Origin of the sequence: Treponema lecithinolyticum ATCC 700332 (genome assembly GCA_000468055.1) — a bacterium.
In the GTDB taxonomy this organism is placed as follows: domain Bacteria; phylum Spirochaetota; class Spirochaetia; order Treponematales; family Treponemataceae; genus Treponema_C; species Treponema_C lecithinolyticum.
In genome coordinates, this window is record KI260566.1 from 58,099 (window position 1) to 79,277 (window position 21,179).

At 43.6% G+C, this 21,179-nt stretch carries 18 protein-coding genes and 1 pseudogene; 7 read left to right on the forward strand and 12 right to left on the reverse strand.

The window, feature by feature from the left end; all coding sequences use genetic code 11:
- The first annotated feature begins 85 nt into the window (after positions 1-85).
- Positions 86-1,501 carry a TP0584 family protein gene (locus tag HMPREF9193_RS06835; protein ID WP_156882475.1) on the forward strand — a complete coding sequence of 472 codons (1,416 nt, stop codon included), beginning with the start codon at positions 86-88 and terminating at the stop codon, positions 1,499-1,501.
- Complete coding sequence (locus HMPREF9193_RS06840) at positions 1,494-3,047, forward strand: peptide ABC transporter substrate-binding protein (RefSeq protein WP_021687366.1); 1,554 nt, start codon at positions 1,494-1,496, stop codon at positions 3,045-3,047. Before HMPREF9193_RS06835 ends, HMPREF9193_RS06840 begins: the two co-directional genes overlap by 8 nt.
- 44 nt (positions 3,048-3,091) lie before the next feature.
- On the opposite strand, the gene dnaJ is transcribed toward HMPREF9193_RS06840, so the two are convergent.
- The 9 genes from dnaJ to HMPREF9193_RS06885 all read right to left on the reverse strand — a co-directional run bounded on the left by dnaJ (position 3,092) and on the right by HMPREF9193_RS06885 (position 14,777).
- Positions 3,092-4,219 carry a molecular chaperone DnaJ gene (gene dnaJ / locus HMPREF9193_RS06845; protein WP_021687367.1) on the reverse strand — a complete coding sequence of 376 codons (1,128 nt, stop codon included), beginning with the start codon at positions 4,217-4,219 and terminating at the stop codon, positions 3,092-3,094.
- Positions 4,220-6,178 carry a molecular chaperone DnaK gene (gene dnaK / locus HMPREF9193_RS06850; protein ID WP_021687368.1) on the reverse strand — a complete coding sequence of 653 codons (1,959 nt, stop codon included), beginning with the start codon at positions 6,176-6,178 and terminating at the stop codon, positions 4,220-4,222.
- Between the two features lie 21 nt (positions 6,179-6,199).
- Complete coding sequence (locus tag HMPREF9193_RS06855) at positions 6,200-6,895, reverse strand: nucleotide exchange factor GrpE (RefSeq protein WP_021687369.1); 696 nt, start codon at positions 6,893-6,895, stop codon at positions 6,200-6,202.
- A gap of 75 nt (positions 6,896-6,970) precedes the next feature.
- Positions 6,971-8,008: an aspartate--ammonia ligase gene (gene asnA, locus HMPREF9193_RS06860; protein WP_021687370.1), complete on the reverse strand. Its 1,038-nt coding sequence runs from the start codon at positions 8,006-8,008 to the stop codon at positions 6,971-6,973.
- Positions 8,009-8,027: 19 nt separating this feature from the next.
- Complete coding sequence (locus tag HMPREF9193_RS06865) at positions 8,028-9,731, reverse strand: FAD-dependent oxidoreductase (protein ID WP_021687371.1); 1,704 nt, start codon at positions 9,729-9,731, stop codon at positions 8,028-8,030.
- An 84-nt stretch (positions 9,732-9,815) separates the two neighbouring features.
- Positions 9,816-11,576: an aminopeptidase P family protein gene (locus tag HMPREF9193_RS06870; RefSeq protein WP_021687372.1), complete on the reverse strand. Its 1,761-nt coding sequence runs from the start codon at positions 11,574-11,576 to the stop codon at positions 9,816-9,818.
- Positions 11,577-11,846: 270 nt separating this feature from the next.
- Positions 11,847-12,770: a formylglycine-generating enzyme family protein gene (locus HMPREF9193_RS06875; protein WP_021687373.1), complete on the reverse strand. Its 924-nt coding sequence runs from the start codon at positions 12,768-12,770 to the stop codon at positions 11,847-11,849.
- A 792-nt stretch (positions 12,771-13,562) separates the two neighbouring features.
- Complete coding sequence (locus HMPREF9193_RS06880) at positions 13,563-13,775, reverse strand: hypothetical protein (RefSeq protein ID WP_021687375.1); 213 nt, start codon at positions 13,773-13,775, stop codon at positions 13,563-13,565.
- A 21-nt stretch (positions 13,776-13,796) separates the two neighbouring features.
- Positions 13,797-14,777 (reverse strand): 2-dehydropantoate 2-reductase N-terminal domain-containing protein, encoded by a 981-nt coding sequence (locus HMPREF9193_RS06885; protein ID WP_084604377.1) that lies wholly within the window; start codon positions 14,775-14,777, stop codon positions 13,797-13,799.
- Between the two features lie 151 nt (positions 14,778-14,928).
- On the opposite strand from HMPREF9193_RS06885, the gene HMPREF9193_RS06890 reads away from it, so the two are divergent.
- The 5 genes from HMPREF9193_RS06890 to HMPREF9193_RS06910 all read left to right on the forward strand — a co-directional run bounded on the left by HMPREF9193_RS06890 (position 14,929) and on the right by HMPREF9193_RS06910 (position 19,931).
- Positions 14,929-16,707, forward strand: a complete 1,779-nt coding sequence (locus HMPREF9193_RS06890; RefSeq protein ID WP_021687377.1) for an ABC transporter ATP-binding protein — start codon at positions 14,929-14,931, stop codon at positions 16,705-16,707.
- Positions 16,704-18,470, forward strand: a complete 1,767-nt coding sequence (locus HMPREF9193_RS06895; protein WP_021687378.1) for an ABC transporter ATP-binding protein — start codon at positions 16,704-16,706, stop codon at positions 18,468-18,470. Before HMPREF9193_RS06890 ends, HMPREF9193_RS06895 begins: the two co-directional genes overlap by 4 nt.
- A 403-nt stretch (positions 18,471-18,873) precedes the next feature.
- Entirely contained in the window at positions 18,874-19,344 is a 471-nt protein-coding gene (locus HMPREF9193_RS06900; RefSeq protein WP_021687379.1) for a hypothetical protein, read from the forward strand.
- A 40-nt stretch (positions 19,345-19,384) separates the two neighbouring features.
- Positions 19,385-19,576 carry a hypothetical protein gene (locus HMPREF9193_RS06905; protein ID WP_021687380.1) on the forward strand — a complete coding sequence of 64 codons (192 nt, stop codon included), beginning with the start codon at positions 19,385-19,387 and terminating at the stop codon, positions 19,574-19,576.
- A gap of 67 nt (positions 19,577-19,643) precedes the next feature.
- On the forward strand, positions 19,644-19,931 hold the full coding sequence (locus tag HMPREF9193_RS06910; protein ID WP_021687381.1) for a hypothetical protein: 288 nt from the start codon (positions 19,644-19,646) through the stop codon (positions 19,929-19,931).
- A 381-nt stretch (positions 19,932-20,312) separates the two neighbouring features.
- Here HMPREF9193_RS06910 and HMPREF9193_RS11385 read toward each other — a convergent pair.
- The 3 genes and pseudogenes from HMPREF9193_RS11385 to HMPREF9193_RS06925 form a co-directional block, all read right to left on the reverse strand.
- A pseudogene (locus HMPREF9193_RS11385) lies at positions 20,313-20,402 on the reverse strand (ketopantoate reductase family protein); the annotation flags it as partial.
- Between the two features lie 41 nt (positions 20,403-20,443).
- A complete protein-coding gene (locus tag HMPREF9193_RS06920; protein WP_021687383.1) occupies positions 20,444-20,839 on the reverse strand; it encodes a type II toxin-antitoxin system VapC family toxin in 396 nt (131 codons plus the stop codon).
- Positions 20,836-21,075, reverse strand: coding sequence for a type II toxin-antitoxin system Phd/YefM family antitoxin (locus HMPREF9193_RS06925; protein ID WP_021687384.1), 240 nt, complete (start codon positions 21,073-21,075; stop codon positions 20,836-20,838). The genes HMPREF9193_RS06920 and HMPREF9193_RS06925 overlap by 4 nt, the downstream gene beginning before the upstream one ends.
- Positions 21,076-21,179 lie beyond the last annotated feature (104 nt).

The following is a 21,179-nucleotide window of genomic DNA, read 5'->3' on the forward strand; positions in this document are numbered from 1 at the left end:
CCGCTCATCTTATAAACGCACAACACAATAGCGCCATATGAGATCGGCATTTAACCTGCAGCATAAAAATGCCGATACTGTAGTTATGAGTGTTTCTCCCGATTTTGAAAAAAAGCTGTACGCAGCGGAAGCCGAAAAAGCAATATGGTACGATACAACCTTGCTTCCGAAACTGACGGACGAATACCGCAATTACCGCGCCGTCGTCAACACGATAATGAGTATGCTTTTAAAAAAAGGACTTATTCAAGACGATCCGTACAAACTCGATAAAAAAATAGCCGACATAACGGTTCCCGATTCCACCGATTTTAAAGAAAACGAGCGCACAAGCGTATTGGGTACCCGTCTTTCCGAATACGAAAGCTCTCTTGAATACTTATGTAATTATTTTAAATTCTCCGTAGAAAATCTTACCATAGAATGTATACGCAAACTGGTATCATTGAACAACTACATTGTGTGGAATGCCCTTATGGGCACATCCGCAAATCAAATCAACCGTGCTTTAGGAGAAATGCTTACTTCCATAAAAATGGGGTCGAACAATTTATCGGTCGGCGTACTTAACGATTCAATCAGCTTTGCTTCAAAAAGCCTTGCAAAAATCAACAGCATACTCAAAGACTTAACCGAATTTAAAAAAGAGCAATATAAAATAGCCGTACGCAAAACGGTTTTGGACAATCCTTCCTTTGCAAACGAACGCGCAAATCTGACGCCGGCAAACGGTGTACAAGCTATAAAAAAACACTTTGTTTCCGGCATGGGCAAACAGCCTTTTTACACCGAGTTGATTGAAGAATTGGTACGCGAAGAAAGCTCCGCCGACAGTCCGCAATTATGCAGCGCTCTTTTGGAAAAAATGCGCATAAGCTGCCAAAAAACGGAAAATGAAAAACCCGGCGTAAATACCAAATTGCTTTTACTGGAAGCAATTCAAATCTTTGCAGCTTTAAGCCCTCAATTAAACATCATCGCACCTAAACTTGAAGAAAATCACCATTTATTAAAAAGCGAACACAGCGGTATATGGGACCGCTTTAAAACTCTTTTGCGCAAAGCTTTTCATTTAAACGAAAAACCCGTTGAATACAAACTTAAAATACGTGATGCGGCAACGCAAACAGTTAAAAATCTTACGGTAAATTTTAACGATTTTGTAGAATCGCTGGCACGCCGCTCCCGTTTGTACGCTTCTTTCGGCATACCCAAATCCTCCAGTGTGCAAAAAATTGCAAGCATGGACGAAAAAACGATTTTGGACTACGTACAGCGCCAATTAAGCGAATGCCACAGTATGCAAACGACTTTAGGCGGATTAGACGAGTTTTTTAAAGCTTCGGTTACTTTACTTAACAGAAGTAAAGTTAAAGGCATTCAAATAGAATTGACAACGGTAAAAAATACGCTTATAAAAATAAACCAGCGCAAAGCCGAATACCTTTCCGTTATTTCCGAGCGCGAACAAATGAAAAAACTAGGCGTTTCCAATGTATAAGTGCATCAATCATACGCTGCTTTGCCGGATTTTGTTTTGTCTTGTGTTTTATATACTGCCGGCACAGCTTTGTGCACAAAAAGAGCTGGTTATTATCGACAGCGTTCACAACTATGATTTAAACCCGCATACGGCAAATTACAGTTCCGAAGCACAAATCCTCAACGGGTTATACGAGGGTTTGTTTTCTTACGACCCCATTACACTGGACGCAGTTCCGGCACTTGCGCAATCTTTCCGTATTTCGCGAGACAAAAAAATATGGACCTTTACCCTGCAAAAAGATGTTTTTTTCAGCAACGGAGAACCGATAGAAGCAAAAGACGTTAAACGTTCGTGGCTTACGCTTTTAAATCCTGCATTAAACGCGCCGTTCGCTTCGCTGTTCGATTGTATACAAGGCGCCGGTGAATACCGCAGAGGTAAAGCGAGCGAAAAAGATGTGGGAATAACCGTAAAAAACGCGCATACCCTTGAATTGCGTTTACATACTGCAACGGAACATTTACCAAAAATTTTATGCCACCATGCTTTTTCAGTTGTTCACCCCCAAAAAAACGTGTTTTCGGGCGCTTTTATTTTAAAAGAGCGAACGGCTGATACTTTAGTGTTGCAAAAAAATGAACGCTACCGCGAGCACGATAGCGTAGCCTTACCATCGATACGTATTATACAAAGCGCCGACACAAAAGAAAACACGTTCCGTTTTAACAACGGTACGGCTCACTGGGTTACCGGCGCAATAGATGCGGCAAAAACATACGAACGCACCAATATAATCATAAGCCCGCAGTTCGGAACCGAATTTTTATTTTTTAAAGCTTCCAACGGTCTTTGGACGGATAAACGGATGCGTAAAGCGGTTCTTTTAGCAGTTCCGTGGCAAAAACTGCGCGCCGATACCGTAATAGCGGCAGATACCTTTGTTTTACCGTTAAACGGTTACCCTGCAGTATACGGCATAAACGAATACGATCCTGAAGCAGCAAAAGAAATGATAGACGAAGTTAAAACTTCTCTCGGAAAAAACGCACCGAAAGAAATCGAATTGTCGCTTGCAATACCTAATTTAATATACGCAAAAGACCAAGCCGCCCTTATAAGCGAAGCGCTTAAAAAAGTCGGCATAAAAGTAAGCATACAAACTTCGCCGAGCGAACGTTATTTAAACGACATTAAAGATTGGAACGCCGATATGTTTACCTATACGTGGATAGGCGATTTTGCCGATCCGCTGGCTTTTTTGGAACTTTTCCGCAGCGCCTCTTCTTTGCGCGAAACCGAATGGCACGACAAAGCTTTTGACACGCTGCTGGCAGAAGCCGCCTCGCAAGAAAATGAACAGCTGCGCTATGCAAAACTTGCCGAAGCCGAACAGCTTTTACTCGACGAAAGCATTGTGCTGCCCATCTCTCACCCCGTTTCTGTAAATGCCGTAGACTTAAGCGTTTTAAAAGGCTGGTTTTCCAACGCGCTCGATATTCATCCGTTTAAGTATTTGTTTTTTAACGAAAATCCGTTCACAGACAGCGACGATTTTATTTAACGTAGCTGCCTGTGTGCGCTGTTACGGCCTGCACACTATATGAACTATCCGCGCAAATCCGAAAGGGGCACCGCTTTGGATGTACCCTCTTCGCCTTCCAACGCCGCAAGTTCAGTTAAAAGCTGCTTTGCTTTAGCCGATAAACGTTCGGGAACACGTACTAAAATCTTTATATACAAATCGCCTTTGCGCCCCGTGTTGCCGTACGGCACTCCTTCGTCGCGCAAACGCAGCAGTTTTCCGTGCTGACTGCCGGCAGGAATTTTCAGTTTTATTTTTTTGTCGTCCAGCGATGTAACGGTAATTTCGGATCCGAGCGCAGCTTGCACCATAGAAACCGAAACGGCACAGTACAAATCTTGACCGCTTCTTTCAAAATAGCGGTGCGGCGCCGTATGCAAAATAATTACCAAATCTCCTGCAGGAGCGCCGTTTCTGCCGGCATCGCCTTGATGAGGAACGGTTATACGCTTACCCTCGTCGACTCCGGGAGGAATGGTAACGGCAATTTTTTTACGTTTTTTTTGCAAACCTGTCCCCCCGCAGCTTTTGCAGGGGTTATCGATAACCGTTCCCATACCCTCACAAGTCGGGCATGTTTGCGCTACGCTGAAAAAACCGGCGCTACGCCGTATTTGTCCTGCTCCGCCGCATGTCGGACAGGTTTTGCGCTGTGCTCCGTTTGCTCCGCCCGTTCCGGAACAGGCTTCGCAGCTTTCGTTGTGCTGAAAAGAAATTTCCGCTTTAGTGCCGTACACCGCGTCTTTAAACGAAAGCTCAAGATCGTAGCGGAGCGAAGCGCCCTGATGGGCGCCGGCGCCCGAACGTCTGGCGGAAGAAGTTCCGAACAAATTTTCAAACATATCGCCGAAACCGCCGAATAAATCTTCAAAATCGTGGAACGCATGCGAAAAGCCTTGGGCACCGCCTGATCCGGCACCCATCCCCTCAAGACCTGCAAATCCATACTGATCATAGATTTGCCGCTTTTGGTCATCGGACAAAACTTCGTATGCTTCGGTCGCTTCTTTAAATTTATCCTCGGCTTCTTTGTTTCCGGGGTTTTTATCGGGGTGATACTTTACGGCTAACTTACGGTAGCCTTTTTTTATTTCGTCCTTAGTAGCACCCTTTTGAACCCCGAGTACTTCATAATAGTCTCGCTTTGCCATTTATTTGTCGTCGTCTACCACTTCGTAATCCACATCGTCCGCTTTACCTGACGCAGCGCCGCTGTTGCTGCCTGAAGCCGAATTTGAAGAATCCGCCGAACCTGCACTGCCGGTATTTGCCGAGCCTTGAGCGGCACCGCCTTGTGCACCCTGTGCGGCTTGCTGTTTATACACTTCTTCTGCAATTTTATACGACGCTTGCTTTAAAGCTTCCGTTTTGGCTTTTATGTCTTCAACATTGTCGCCCGTTAACGCTTGTTTAAGAGCGGCAAGCGCATCGTCGATTTTTTGTTTGTCAGCTCCGCTTACTTTGTCGCCCAATTCTTTAAGCGTTTTTTCGGTAGCGTACACCATAGAATCGGCTTCGTTTCGAACGTCGACTTTTTCACGTTCTTTTTTATCCGCTTCGGCGTTCGCTTCGGCTTCTTTTACCATGCGCTCTATTTCGCTTTCGCTTAAACCGCTGGAAGATTCGATACGTACACTTTGCTCTTTGCCCGTACCCAAATCTTTTGCGGATACGTGCACAATACCGTTCGCATCGATATCAAACGTTACTTCAATTTGCGGCACTCCGCGCGGTGCTGCAGGAATTCCGACTAAGTCGAACCGTCCGAGCGTGCGGTTTTGAGACGCCATTTCGCGCTCGCCCTGCAATACGTGAATAGATACCGCAGTTTGACCGTCGGCAGCGGTAGAAAAAATCTGACTTTTGCGCGTAGGAATTGTCGTGTTACGCGGAATAAGTTTGGTAAACACAGCTCCCATCGTTTCTATACCGAGCGAAAGCGGCGTAACGTCCAGCAAAAGTACGTCTTTTACGTCTCCGGCTAAAATACCGCCTTGAATTGCAGCACCCACGGCAACCGCTTCGTCGGGGTTTACCCCTTTGGAACCTTCTTTGCCGAAAATCTCTTTTACCGTTTGCAGTACTTTGGGCATACGCGTAGAACCGCCGACCAAAAGCACTTCGTCGATTTTGGAAGCGTCGACTCCCGCGTCTTTAAGCGCTTTGCGGCAGGGCTCTTTGGTACGCTCAAGCAAATCTTCAGTCATTTGTTCGAACTTTGCACGCGTCAAAGTTTTTTGCAAATGTTTGGGGCCTGAAGCGTCCGCAGTAATAAAGGGCAAATTGATTTCCGTAGAAGACTGTGCAGAAAGTTCGATTTTCGCCTTTTCGGCAGCTTCGCGCAAACGCTGTAACGCCATACGGTCTTTGGATAAATCGATACCCGTATCCGCTTTAAACTCGTCGGTAAGCCAATTGATTATTTTTCGGTCAAAGTCATCGCCGCCCAAGTGAGTATCGCCGTTTGTCGATTTTACTTCAAATACACCGTCGCCCAATTCAAGGATAGAAATATCGAAAGTACCGCCGCCCAAATCGTATACGGCAATCATCTTTTCGCTTTTTTGATCTTTACTGAACCCGTAAGCAAGAGAAGCGGCAGTCGGTTCGTTAATAATACGCTTTACGTCAAGACCGGCTATTTTTCCGGCATCTTTGGTAGCTTGGCGCTGAGCATCGTTAAAATAAGCGGGAACGGTAATAACCGCTTCGGTAACGCTTTCGCCCAAATAATCTTCAGCCGTTTTTTTCATCTTTTGCAAAATAAACGCGCTGATTTCCTGCGGCGAATATGCTTTTCCTTCTATATCTATACGGACATCTTCTCCGTGATCAACTACTTTATACGGCACCATTTTTGCTTCGCCTGAAAGTTCGCTGTAGCGGTGACCGATAAACCGTTTTATCGAATATACCGTATTTTCGGGGTTTGTAATCATTTGATTTTTTGCAGGCTGACCGACAACACGCTCCCCTTTTGAAGTAAAGCCCACAATGGACGGAGTGGTTCTTCCGCCCTCTGCGTTTTGGATAACGACCGGTTCGCCGCCTTCCATAACCGCCACACACGAATTTGTCGTTCCTAAGTCAATTCCGATAATTTTTCCCATAACAATCTCCTATTAAAACATTCAGTTTTTCGTATTTTCTTTATTTTCTGCATCCTGAGCACAACTACCGTCAGGCATGGTAACCATCACTTTAGCGTGACGGATAACACGGTCTTTTAACATATATCCTTTCAAATATACTTCCGAACACACAGCTTCGGCAACCGGTCCCTTATTCGTCGCGATAGCTTCATGCTTGTCGTGGTCGAATAAATCACCCTTTTCGCCGTACACGCTTAAATTATATTTTGTTTCAAGCATGCCGCGCATTTGCTTGTTTATCATTTTTACACCGTCGATTACCGGCTTTAAATCCGCAGCAGGATTTCCGTCAGCTGCAGTTCCTGCGGCAAGCGCACGGTCAAAATCATCCAATACTCCGATTAAATCGGTAAGCAAAGCGGCGTTCGCATAGTCAAAGGCTTCTTGTTTTTCTTTGATCATCCGTTTGCGGTAATTTTCAAAATCGGCGGATTTACGCAAATATTTGTCTTGAAAATCGTCTTTTTCCGCCGTAAGTTCCGTTATACGCTGCTCAAGCGTTTGCTCCGTTTTTTCATCTGCTGCGTGTTCGGCGCATGCGCCGTTGTGCTCGCACGGACAATCCGCTTCGGCTGCAGTCTGTCCTGCGTGCTTTTTTTCGTGTTCGCACATTCCTTTGTCCGGATGAACTTTTTTGTGTTCCTGTTCACCGTGTTTTGATTCTTTTACATTCATTGTATTTCCTGTGATTATGATATACTAAACATACTAACGGCGGATAAAAAACGTCAAGAAGAAAATATATAAACTTTACAATAGCGTAATACCGTTTTTTCGGCACTGCTCGCGCATGGAATCGGGCCACGCGCTCACTTGCGTTTCGCCGATATGAGCTTTACGCAAAAAGTACATACATAAACGCGATTGTCCTATGCCGCCGCCGACGGAAAGCGGCAGGGCGCCGGATAAAAGCTGTGAATGAAAATACAGTTTTTTGCGCTCAAGACAGCCGCACTGCGAAAGCTGACGGAGTAATGTTTCAGCAGATACTCTGATTCCCATAGAAGAAAGTTCGAGCGCGCTTTTAAGCACGGGATTCCACACTAATAAATCGCCGTTCAGCCCGTGTCTGCCGCCTTCGGTTTCGGTGCTCCAATCATCATAGTCGGGGGCACGCCCGTCGTGAGGTTTTCCGTCGCCAAGAGGCGAGCCTATACCGATAATAAACACCGCCCCGTAACGCTCGCATGCCGCGTTTTCCCGCTCTTTTGAACTCATACCGGGCATTTGCTGTTGCAAATCTTCGGAAAACAAAAAAGTAATTTTTTCGGGTAAAACGGGCGTAATAACCGGATAGCGGTCGTAAATATAAAATTCGGTACGTTTAAGACAGCGGTAAATCTTTTCAACCGTATTGCGCAAAAAAGCTATCGTTCTATCCGTTTGTTCGATAACCATTTCCCAGTCCCACTGGTCGACGTACAGCGAATGAATATTATCCAATTCTTCGTCCGCACGGATTGCGTTCATATCGGTATAGATTCCGAACCCCGGCTGCAGCGCAAGGTCGGAAAGCTTTACCCTCTTCCACTTTGCAAGCGAGTGGACAATTTCCATTTGCACATCCTGCATAGCCGGTACGGGAAAAGAGACGGGGCGTTCGGTACCGTTTAGATCGTCGTTTAACCCCGTGCCCTTTTGAAGAAAAAGGGGCGCGGTAACACGGGTTAAATTCAACTCGGTAGAAAGAGCGAGCTGAAAAAACTCTTTAATCATAACGATTGCGTGTTCCGTTTCCCGTACCGAAAGCAGCGCTTTATACGCTGCCGGTATATGCAGTTGTGCCATAATCGTTTATGCGGCGCGCTTATTGAACGATTTCTGCGGCAGCGGCGGACGAAGCAACGACTGCGCCGTACGCACTGATTGCCAAACCGCTTCCGGAAGATACATAAGCTCCGGAAAAAACGTTTCCGAAAGTTACTTCACCGCAAGCAAACAAATTCGCAATCGGCGTATCCTGTGCGCCGAGCACGCGGCATTTTTCGTCTATTTTTAAACCGGGAATCGAACCTATTAAAACCGGACGTACAACCATTGCATAATACGGACCGTCGGTAATTTGTGCAGCTTCAGCGGTAACTTTAAATTCCTGAGAATCTATACCGTATTTTTGTGCAAGCTCATCAAGCGAATCGAATTTAAAAGCTGCCCCTGCTTTTACAGCTTCTTCCAAACGTTCTGCCGTTTGCGCATCCGCACTTGCATCGTAAATACCGAATCCTTTTGAATCGGTTTGGTCTATAATCAATTTTAAGCTGTCGGCATAAAAAGCTTTTTTCATACCGAATTCTTTGCCTTCTTTATTAACGATAATTTTAGCAAAAAATACCAAATTGCCGACTCTGCCGTAATAACCGTAACGGTGATCCAAACCGCGGATTCCCATCATACCGCCGCCGACAATTTGAGTGCCTAAATTTTCGGTTAAAGTAATACCGTCTCCGGTACATCCGGCTCCGGTAAAGGGAATGGCGTTTACGTATTCGGGAGCATAGCGTTTAATTAACTGCGGATTGCGCGAAAAACCGCCGGTAGCTAAAATAACTTTTTTTGCATTTACCGTGTATATGGAATTTTCATCTTCAACCGTAACTCCGCTTACCGCATCGTTGTCGCTTACAAGCGCGGTAACCTTGCTGTTCAAACGGATTTCCACGTTCAAACCCGTTGCAATGTTTTGCAGCGTATCGAACATTTTGCTGTCGCCTTTTTCCCATGGGTTATCTCCGTTGAACCGGGATTCAAACACCGGCAGCTTGCTGTCAGGATGTGCCAAATACCAGCGTTTTGCCGAAACGGGCAGACCGCCTTTAAGAAAATAATCGAAGGTAGAGGCGGCTTCATCGTATATATGAGCTGTCAGTTCTTTATTTAAAGGCACATCGCCGCTTCTTTTTTGATAAAAGTCAATCAATTCGGCTTTAGTACTGTCCAGTTTTACTTCTTTATTGATTTTTGAATTGACCGTCCACATACCGCCGCCGCACACACGTGCAGAACCGCCGGTATAGGCTTCTTTTTCCAAAACAACAACGGACAATTTGGTATCGCGCACCAATTTAATCGCCGCGCTTAAGCCTGCCATGCCGCCGCCGACAATCACCACATCGTAATTTTCCGCTTGTTCTTTTTTTGTCTTTTTAACCGGCACAACGCCTTTTGCATAGGCTTTTTCGTTTACGCCTGCACTTACAAGCGCGCTGCGTACCGCATTTTTTATTGCCCAGCTCGATACGGTCGCTCCGCTTACGGCGGCAACATCTATATTTTGCTGTTCTACAATCCGCTGCGGAATTACATTAACCGCCGCATCGCTTATAACGGGCGTATCCGCATTTTGTGTTACCGTAACGGCGCTTATTTTACCTTTTTCCAGCAGTACTTCTACAGCCATATCGCCGCGCATGCCTTCCGCTTTGCCTTGGAACACACCGCTTACAGCATTTTTTGACGAACATGCCGTTAACGCAACCGCCAAAAATGCGGCTAAAACCAATACTTTTCTCATAACTCATCCTTACCTATTATATAAAGTTAGGTAAGGTTATCACAGTATGTTTTTTTTGTAAAGTTAGGCTAATTGCACCTTGCCCTACTTTATCTTTTTTGTTTTTTCGCGTAAAAAAGCTTTGTGTACGCGGTCTAAATAAGGAGAAAGCCTTGCAAACACTTCTTGATGATAGTCATTCAGCCATTCTTTTTCCTCTTTTGTTAACAAAGCGCTCACAATAGGGCGCGTGTCTATAGGACAGAGGGTAATGGTTTTGAATTGATAAAACTCGCCGTGGGCGGTCTTTAAAAAGGGTATGCTTACAATAAGGCTTTCTATTCTTATTCCGTGTTTGTTTTCGATATACAAACCGGGTTCGTTCGAAGTTATCATACCCAATTTTATCGCTTCGTTTATATAGCGTTTGGAAATCGACTGCGGTCCTTCGTGCACGGCTAAAACATAGCCGACCCCGTGTCCGGTGCCGTGATTGTAATCTTTTCCTCTTTCCCACAAACAGCGGCGGGTAATTGCATCGAGGGCATGCCCTATGGTGCCCGCTTTGAATTTTGCACATGCCAAAGCTATGTGCGACTTTAAAACCAGCGTATAGTTTTCTTTTTCTTCATTTGTAAGAGGACCGAGCGGAACGGTGCGGGTAATATCGGTTGTACCGTTTATATAGTGAGCACCGCTGTCCAAAAGCAAAAAGCTTTTATTTTTAAGCTTTGCACAAGAGCTTTTGTGCGGCGTATAGTGAATAACCGCTCCGTTTGCCCCATACCCGGCTATGGTTTCAAAACTTTCTTCAATAAAGTCTTTGCCTTGCGCTCTGAATTCAAGCAGTTTTTCGCTTACGTCGCACTCGGTAATGCCAGAACCGGCATTTTGTTCAACCCAGCGCAAAATTTTAACCATAGCAACGCCGTCTTTTTCCATTGTATCGTCCATATTGCGTAATTCAACGGAATTTTTTACGGCTTTTAAACTTGAAGTAAAATTCAACCCTTTTATTATATGTGCTTTTACTTTTCCGTATAAATACACGTTTGTGCGCTCAGGGTCAAGGTAAACGTTTCCCGTAAGCTTTTGTGCTTCGGAAAAAACCGCTTCGTAGGGCATAACGGTGATATTTTGTTCAACAAGACGCTTTTTTACATCCGCACTCACTTGTTTTGCGTCGATAAACAACAGCGCTTTTTTTGCCGTTACGAGTGCATACGCGGTAGCAACCGGATTATATGCAACATCCCGCGCACGTATGTTAAAAAGCCAACACACGTCTTCAAGCGCACCGATAAGAGTTGAATCGGCGTCTTTTTCTTTAAGTAAAGCGCGCACTTGTTCTATTTTTTCAGCGGCGGTTTTTCCCGCATATTTTTTTTCGTGAATAAATACACTGCTGAATACCGGTTCGGGGCGGTCTTTCCAAATATCGCCGATTAAATCGGTATCCGTAACAATTTTTATACCGTCGAGTTCTTCTTTTATACTTTCGTAATTTTGCACTGAAAGCGTTTTACCGTCTATACCCAGTTTTTCACCCGGTTTTAAAGCTTTTTTTAAAAAAGCGTTTAGTGTAGGAACGCCGTTTTCATCCATTTTATACAGCGTAATCCCCGAACCTTCAAGCTGTTTTTCAGCTTGTAAAAAATAGCGGCCGTCCGTCCACAAACCGGCTGTTTGCATTGTCAGCGCAACGGTACCGGCTGAACCGGTAAAGCCCGAAATATATTCGCGTGTTTTATAGCGGTTCGGCACATATTCGCATAAATGAGGATCGCCTGTAGGAATTACATAGGCTGAAAAGCCGTGATTTTTCATTTTTTGCCTGAGTTCGGCAAGTTTTTGCGGTACTGTCATAATTATCCTTAAACAAAACCGATTACGTTTTGTCTGTACCGAGCATATAGCGTTACGCTCAACCTGTCAATGATTGGAGCGCCGCATTCATCCGTTACCGTCATACCCCCTGCCGTTTTGCCCGACGGCGGTGCAAGTGTCCGCATTGTCGTCCCTGTAACCGCCGCGCACCGCCAAAGACGGCGGCATTTTTATGCAGCAGTGCTGTTTGACAAGGGTATTGCCTTTGTCAAACAGCGTAGTAAAAATCGGACTCAGGATGTTCGATTTTTACGGGCGGCAAACCACGCGCAAGCCACCAATGTCGTAGTTCTCGTGAGGCTTGACGGAAGCCCGATACGCACGAAGAGCGTACAGCTTGGAGGCGTGGTAGTTGCCGCCGCGCATAACACGCATATTACCGGACGCAGCACCTGTATAATTCGGCGGCAGCACATCGGATAAGCTGCCGTACCAGTCCCAGCACCATTCATGTACATTCCCGGTCATGTCGTATAACCCATAGCCGTTCGGCGATTTCAGCTTTACTTGGTGTGTCTTCTCATTGCTGTTCGCATAATACCACGCATAGTTTCCAAGCTCACTTTCACTATCCGTTCCTGCCCATTTATGCTCAGTTCCGCCCATGGCAGCCCATTCCCATTCCGCTTCCGTAGGTAAGCGGAACCCGTTTTTATTCAAGTCGCATACGGCATTATTCCAAGTACCGTCATCCCACTTCGGTATATTGTTAAAGTGCAGTGTAGCAAAGTTTACCCCGCTTACCGTGTAACAAAGCTCAAGACCGCACGCAATACTCAGCTTATTGCAAAATGCTATTGCGTGATACCACTCTATATTCTCTACCGGCCGCTTTCCCTGTTCTTCGTCGCCGTCAGGCGGGTTGGAACTTCCCTTAAACATGCTCGGATTATTGCCCATCACCGCTTGCCACAGCTCCTGCGTTACCTCCGTCTCTCCTATAAAGTATGCACTCAAACTGATACTGTGCGGTTTATTATCATTTGCACCGGTGTATCCCACTATATCGGGGTGTCCCACGCTCTTGCCGGTTACCGCGGCTATCTTTTTCATCGTAAAGTTTATCCCTTTTACCGTGTAGGTTTTGTCGGTCGGCACGGCGGCTCCGCCGCCTGAGTCGGAACCGCCCGCGTTATTGGGACAACCGGTAAATAAAACTCCCGCAACCGCCAAAGCCGCCGCTAAAGTTACCCCTGCGACAAGCCCCCCCTAAAAAGTCAAAAATATTAACTTTTGCACTACTTGTGTTCATAATAACACTCCTTAAAAAGTCGTATATACCGTTTACCGTTATTATAATTGTACCATGTTACTCGCCAAAAAACAGGTTTTATGAAAAAAAAGAACCAAAGTTCGCAAAAAAGAACTTTGGTTCTCCGCTCAAAACCGCTTCCTCTGTGCCCGATTGGAAACTCTTATGGACACGGCAGCTTGCTTTTGTTCAATGCGCACGCAAAACTATGGCCGTGTTATGCTGTCATTGATTTTTATTTTGATTTATTCAATCTGTCTCCTACAGTTCTATAAATTCTTAATTTATCTCTTTTACCTATCCCCAAAATTTCGACAATTTCTACTTTCTTCGGACTAATGAGACGATAAACAATTCTTATACTCTTGTTACAAGCATACAGTTTATAAAAACCTGTAAGGTCAATATTATCTTTATTTCCAAGCTCACCGCCTGCAAACGGATTTATTTTTAACTTTTCAATTTCCTTATTTATAGACTTTTTTTGCTTCCATCAGTCTTCTTTTATTGATTCCCAGCTGACGGATTTTGAGACATCATAATGCCTCACTCTTGATTTTATATTGTGAGCAATTTCAAATCATTCAAATACTTCATCAAACATGGATAGATATTCATATTGCTGAAATAGAAGTATAACAACTTCCATATTATTATTTTATTTAGCTGTACGGGCAAAGGAAACTTGTCCTGAAGCCTTTTTCCCGCATGATTTATTTCACCTTAATTTCGGCGAGCCATTTGAGCGTGTCGCGCTTTGCGGCATCCGCCATTTTTTGTGCCGTTTGTCTGCGCATTGCAAGTGTTTTGAAGACGACCGCTTTGGAATACGCCGATTGAATCTGCTGCGCTGTGCCCGATTCTCCGCTTCCGAAAACAACCGGCAACAGCACTGCAAGCACCGTCCACATACGAATCTTTTTCATAATAATACTCTTATTAAAAGTCTAAAACCGGGCTGTCCATTCGACAAGCGAAGCTTTGTCCTGCCGTCCGTTCAGCAGTTTGCCTTCGATGATTGTCGCGTTCGGAGCGCTCGGCTGCAAACTTGCCGCCGCTTCTGTAAGGTATCCATAAAACTGATTGTGCAGTTCTTTCATTTCGTCGCGGGCGTTCATTGAGTGGCGGTACATAAAGATATGAGCAAAGCGGCTTTTGAAAATCGGCGTAAAAATGCCTTGAAGCACCGGAGCCGGCAGCAGCCTCAAAAGGTGCATTTTCGGCGGAGAAAGCTTTATACCGCAACGGTATAGTGTTTGAAAATTATTTTTAATTTGCCGCGCGGTTTCATTCATTACATTCGGCTCTTTCCAAACCTCTTTGGGATTTTCGGCTTTGTAATACGCATCGGCAAGCGGAACGACCAGCGCCAAATGGCATATCTGCCATGCATGCATATCTTTTACGATTCTATAGGGAATGCCTGACCTTTTAAAAACAGCCGTCAATTTTCTTAAGCGCTCCGATTTTTTTCCGTCGATTTCGGCGAATGTCGTAGCCTGTATAAAAGGCGGCGTAAAGTCTGCTTTAAGAACTTCGTTTTCATAGCTGCCACCGGCTCCGGGAAACGCGGGAATAATACGCCCCTTGCCGCACAGATTCTCCCAGTCGGCGTAGGGCTCAAGCGTATTCACCATCGTAACGATATTCGGGCTGTCGTTCGACCGGAGTTCTTCGAGCGCTGTATGCACTTGATTTTCTTTTACCGTCAAAAAGATAAAATCATAAGCGTCGTCGTTTTGCAGCGTGCCGATGACTTTAACCTTTGCTTTATACTGTTTGCCGTTTTTTTCATACAGCAAGCCGCGGGTTTTCAGCGTTTCAAGTTTTTTCCCTCGTGCATACACGGTTGTGTCATAGCCTGCTTCGGCGAACGCGGCGGCATACAAACCGCCGATTACGCCCGCACCGTAAATTAAAAGTTTCATCCGACCAACAATCTCCATAACATCTTCCATCTTGTATAGTACCTTATTTTATATATTTGAACACTCCTCCTCCCCGCTCTCTTGACAAATCCGCCTCTTTGTTGTTTTATATCACTGATATATATCATTGATATAAAACAATGATAAAAGGATGGAAAAATTGTCAAAAAATAGTGAACATACTGCGGAAAAAAATGCTTTGCAGTATTTATTTGGGCTTGCAAAACCGTGCAAAGGTCTTCTAATAAGTTCCGTGATTTTTGCGGTTTGGGGAGCAGCGGCTGGAATTGTTCCATATCTTGCCGTATCCCGCCTTATCATTCGGATATGCGCACGGGATTATACCCTACAGGCAATTTTTGTAACGGCGCTTATTGCACTTGCCGGGTATCTTGGGCAACTCTGTCTGTCTACGCTTTCTACGATACGTTCTCACCGTGCGGCCTTTACCGTGCTGAAAAATATCCGTATGCAGCTGACGGCAAAGCTCTCCCGCGTTCCGATGGGCTTTATATTGGATACCCCTTCCGGTAAATTCAAAACAATGCTGGTTGATACGGTAGAAAAACTGGAATTGCCGCTTGCTCATATCATACCGGAACTGACGGCAAATCTGCTGATTCCCTTTTTAATGTTAGTCTATTTCTTTTATCTTGATTGGCGGTTAGCGCTTACCGCTTTTGCAACTTTTCCGCTCGGTCTTATTTGTTATATGGGGATGATGAAGGACTACGAAAAACGGTATGCAAAAGTTCTTACAGCAAGTAAAAATATGGATGCCGCAACGGTTGAATACATCGGCGGAATTGAAGTGATAAAAGCCTTTAATCAAAGCACTGTATCATATCGGAAATATACTGAGGCGATAGCGGAAAGTGAGAATTCGAATGCGGAATGGTTTAAAAAGACCAATCCTTACTACGCTGCAGGAATTGCGATTGCTCCTTCGAGTTTATTAGGTGTGCTGCCGCTCGGTAGTTGGTTTTTCATACACGGGAGCATATCCGCCGGAAGTTTTATATCGTGTATCATCTTGTCGCTCGGTCTTATTGCACCGCTCATCCAGGCGCTGCGTTACACTGACAGTCTTGCAATGGTAGACTCTACCGTAAAAGAAATTGCGAAACTCTTGGAAGCGGAAGAAATGAACCGTCCGAAGAATGGTGTGCCCATTAAAGAAAATACTATTGCCTTTTCTCATGTATCGTTTGCATATAGCGATACGGAAGTTTTGCATGACATTTCATTTCAAGCGGTTCCGAATGGGATGACTGCATTTGTCAGTCCGTCCGGTTCGGGAAAATCTACCGTTGCCCGCTTAATCGCCTCGTTTTGGGAAGCAAGCAAAGGTTCGGTTATGATAGGCGGCTGCGATGTACGGAACATTCCGCTTTCGCAAGTAATGGAGCGAGTTGGCTATGTTTCACAGGATAATTATTTATTCCATTTATCCATTCGGGAAAATATACGGATTGGGAAACCGGACGCTACGGATGCCGAGATAGAACAGGCTGCAAAGAAAGCAAGCTGCCACGATTTTATCAGCGCACTTCCTCAGGGGTATGATACGGTCGCAGGAGACGGAGGGAATAATCTTTCCGGCGGCGAGAAGCAGCGCATTGCAATCGCGCGCGCAATACTAAAAGACAGCCCCATCATTGTGCTGGATGAAGCGACCGCTTTTACCGACCCCGAAAACGAAGCCGTCATTCAGCGTTCTATCGGAGAGCTGGTCGCAGGAAAAACATTGATCGTCATTGCGCATCGGCTTTCGACTATCACGATGGCCGATAAAATTATCGTTATGAATCACGGAAGAATTGAAGCGGAGGGTAGGCATCAATCGCTGTTGGAATCGTGTGAACTGTATCGCACACTTTGGAATGCGCACATCAGCGTAAGCGACAAAAAATCTGGGGAGGCTGTATGATTACTATGTTTAAACGATTGTTGCATTTTTCAGGTGCGGAAAAAAGAAGATTGATACTCTCTTTTATTTTTCATATCGGTAATTCGTTTTTTGAGATGCTTCCCATTATGGCAATTCTGACGGTTCTCTCCGGAATCCTTTCCGCCATTTCGGGAAATGGGATGCCGTACAAAACGATTTGGGTATCTCTCGGAATTATGCTGCTCAGTGTTGTAGGCAAAATTGTTTTTATCAATATAGCTTCCATAAATAGAACATTGGGAAGCTTTGCCATGTGCAGCGAGTGGCGGATGAACCTCGGTGAAAAATTAAAGCGTGCACCGATGGGGTATTTTAGTGAGCATCGATTAGGAGACATTACCGCTGCGGTTACCACCACACTCGGCGATCTTGAAATAAGTGCGGTAACGGTGCTGGAGGCGGTAGCCGGCGGATTTATTCATGCCTTTGTTATCAATGTATGGCTATTGGTTTATGAATGGAGAATCGGATTACTGATGCTTGCAGGTCTTTTAATCTCATTCTTGATTTATGCAAAAACACAAGCCGCGGGAAAAAAATATTCACCGCGCAGGCAGGCGGCGCAAGCACAACTGGTAACCGGTATTTTGGAATACATTCAAGGGATGACGGTGGTAAAAGCATTCGGACTCGGCGAACAATCCGGTAAAACGGTTGATGCAGCAATCAGTGAAAGTGCAGCGGCAAATATCATTTTGGAAAAAATTTTCTCCGAACTCGCAGCTGCTTTTCAAACAATATTCAAAGTAGTTAGAGCTGCGATGCTGATTACGGTTCCATATCTTTTAATGCATGGAAATATAACACCGGAAAAGTGTTTGTTGCTGACCGTCGCAAGTTTTATGATTTATGCGACCGTAGAACTTGCCGGAAGTACGGCCGCTGTTGCACGGGTAGTTGATGCATCCCTTGACCGGTTGGAAGAAATATCGGATATGCCACTGCTGGATGAAAACGGTACGGATCATATTCCGAATAATTATGACATTACTGTTCGGAATATTTCTTTTTCTTACGATAGGGATGACACAAAAGAAGTGATACGGAATGCCGATTTTACGGTGCCGCAAAAAACAAGCTGCGCGATTGTCGGTCCGTCCGGTTCGGGAAAAACAACACTGTGTAATTTAATTGCGCGCTTTTGGGACGTCGACGATGGTGAAATTTTACTCGGCGGTATCAACGTTAAGGATTACACGTGCGACAGTCTTTTAAAAAATTTTTCCATTGTGTTTCAGCACGTATACCTATTTGAAGATACGATAGAAAACAATATCCGTTTCGGTAAGCCGGATGCAACGATGGACGAAGTGATTGCCGCAGCAAAAAAAGCCTGCTGTCATGATTTTATCACTGCACTGCCGGACGGCTATCAAACGAGAATCGGAGAAAACGGAGCAACACTGTCGGGGGGAGAAAAGCAGCGTATCTCCATCGCGCGGGCAATTCTCAAGGATGCGCCTGTTGTTATTTTAGACGAAGCGACTGCCAGTGTCGATCCTGAAAATGAACACGAGTTGCAAACAGCTATCGAGGAGCTGACAAAAAACAAAACACTCTTGATGATTGCGCACCGCTTAAATACGGTACGCAAAGCGGATCAAATTATTGTGCTTGATGAGGGGCGTATTGTGCAGCGGGGTACTCATGCCGAACTTATGCAGCAGGACGGACTATACCGGAGATTTGTCGGCATCCGCGAAGAAGCAATCGGCTGGAAGATTGATCGGAGAGAAGCATGAAATATAAAAAAGCTGAAGTTCGACAAAAGCGAAACATTAGGAATGGGCGGCAATCAACAACCTCGATCCAGAGCGTCGTGATATTAAAGCCTCCGCACGAATACATGAGACTTTTGTTTTCATTCTAAGACAAAGACCGTGAAGAGGTTTTAAACCCATGTCCTAAACCGCGGCGGTCTAGACATTCAATGCTATATAGACAGGATATGATTTTTCTTTTCTCCGTTTAGTGAGGATAGGCCTAATCTGCCGGCTGTTTATTTATCCTATTCCTATTATGGTAGAAAGATGTGATTTATTGTTTTGAAGCAGTTTAGGTTGAAAATTGTTGGTTTTTATGGTATAGTAAGGAAGAATCGAAGGAATGTTATGCTTAACGCCATTGGCGTGCTGAATATGTGTTATGCGTATAAAAAAAGAAAAATGTCAATTTGTATTAAAGTTGATTACAAATTATTTTCTCTACGGCTATTTATGTTTTTTTGGAGTTTTAATACTTGGATTTGCTGGCTATCATATATATAGATTATTTGCATTTCCCAAAAATCTTTTTTCAATTTCCTTTATAGTATGCTCGCTTCCAGTATTGGGACAATTTTTAAGAATCGTTTTTTCCACACATCATAAATATCGCTACTACAAACTCAGTTGTTATCGTTTAAAGACTCGTAGATATAAAGATGAGTATTTTGAGTGTGAAATGCATGAACCATGTTTTCGACTTATTATAAAAGACTTGCTTAAATCGAATGGATATTCAAAAGAGTATTACAAGCTTCGTGATAAAACTCGTGGTAAAAATTTGAGGGTTGAGCGTGCTAGGGAAAGACTGCTTGCAAAAGTAATGAAAGAGCACGAAGAAAAAGCAATTTAGTACCATATGGTATTAAAAATATATTTAAAAGGAGTCTGTTATGACTTACAAAGTAGAAGAAGTAGGTGCAGGGCTTTGCACTGGTACACTTCGTGGGAATGCAATTGAAGCTAAAATCAATCAGATGACTTCACAAGGTTGGAAATTCGAACAGTATGAAACAATTATTGGTCGTTGCTGTTTGTTCTTTCCTCGCTACAAAGCTATAATCTGCTTCTCAAAAGAGAACTAAATAAGCCTTGATTTTAATGCAGGTTTCAAGTCAAGCTTGAAACCTATTGCTTTAGAGATTAAAGTAAATGAAATATATAATCGGAATTGGACTTGGTTTAGTTACAGGAATCTTCTTGCACATTTTTTGGAAGAAATTGTTTGGTAAATATTTACCACAAGAGGATGCTTTTTTATTAAAATTGATTTGTTCAATTGCCTATTATATTGTTGGAATGATTAATGGGGGACTTTTTCCAACTGGAAATATTTATGTAATGGGTATCGGGTTCTTTTTGCTTTTTGTTGTAGTTGCTATTTCTTATGGTTTTGGAATATATTACAAGGTAATCGCTTCAAAAAATATTAATGTATGATAGAATGTCCTAACACCGTTTTCAAAGCCGACAACGCAAGGCTTTGCTTGCGTTGCGGTTTAAAACAATGTTAGACGGACGTGCTGTCGCACACAAAATAATATGAAAGTGTAAGAGGGAAAATAGACCTTTATCTAAGTATTTTTTAACTTGTTAAGGAAATCAACGAAATAAGCGTCCTTCGACGGTCATGATAATTATAATAATTAATTATTAATAAAAATAAAACTTACCTATAAAAGCTATTAAGTTATATGAAATTAAGTGTCGGTTTTAATTATTGGAAGATGATTTTTTTATAAAATATTGTATACTATTAGAAATAGGGGTACCTATGTCGGAATTAGCTTTTAACCAACTTTCAGTGCAAGTTGATATACTTGCGTACACCATCATGTCATAGCTAGCTTTGGCGAACGCGGCGGCATACAAACCGCCGATTACGCCCGTACCGTAGATTAAAAGTTTCATTTGTATAAGGCTCTCCATAACATCATAAGTAGCAGCCGTTATCAGGATAAAGTTTTCAAGCCGTATTTTTTATAATTTGCAACTTGGCTGTCAACGGATAAAAAATAGTAATCGGATTTTATCGATTGCCAAATCATAATGCGATCAAACGGATCTTTGTGTTCTATCGGTAATTTGTAAAAATTAATTAACTCATCGTTTTTTAAAGGCCTGCATTTTAAAAAACTGTTTTCCACTTCTTCATAGAATTCTTCTGGTTTCATTCCTTTTAGGGATAACTTTCCCATATTATATTTTATTGCGATTTCCCATAAACTGGCCTGACTGTAAAAAACATCATTTTCATCTGTCAATAGTTTAGTATAAACGGAAGGAGATATTTTACTTGTATCGATAAAAGCCCATAATAAATAATGCGTATCCAATAGAATTTTCATATATTAATAAGCTCTTCATCGGATATAGCCCAATTCTCGCTGAATTCGACTTTTACCTTCCCTTCCAGTGTACCAAGTTTTCGTGCTTTTATTTTTTTATACTCCTCAATCGGAACAATTACGGCGATGGTTTCCTGTTTTCGTCCGAATGCGATACCGACTTCGTTACCCGATTCCACTTTTTTTAAAAGCGCAGAAAAATTCGCTCGTACTTTTGCAACGGATAGTATTTTCATACAAATATAATACTATTTATGTACAATATAGTCAAGTTGTACACATATATATTAAGATCTTCACTGATGCCATTCTAAAATTAATCATAAAAACTTTATTGCGT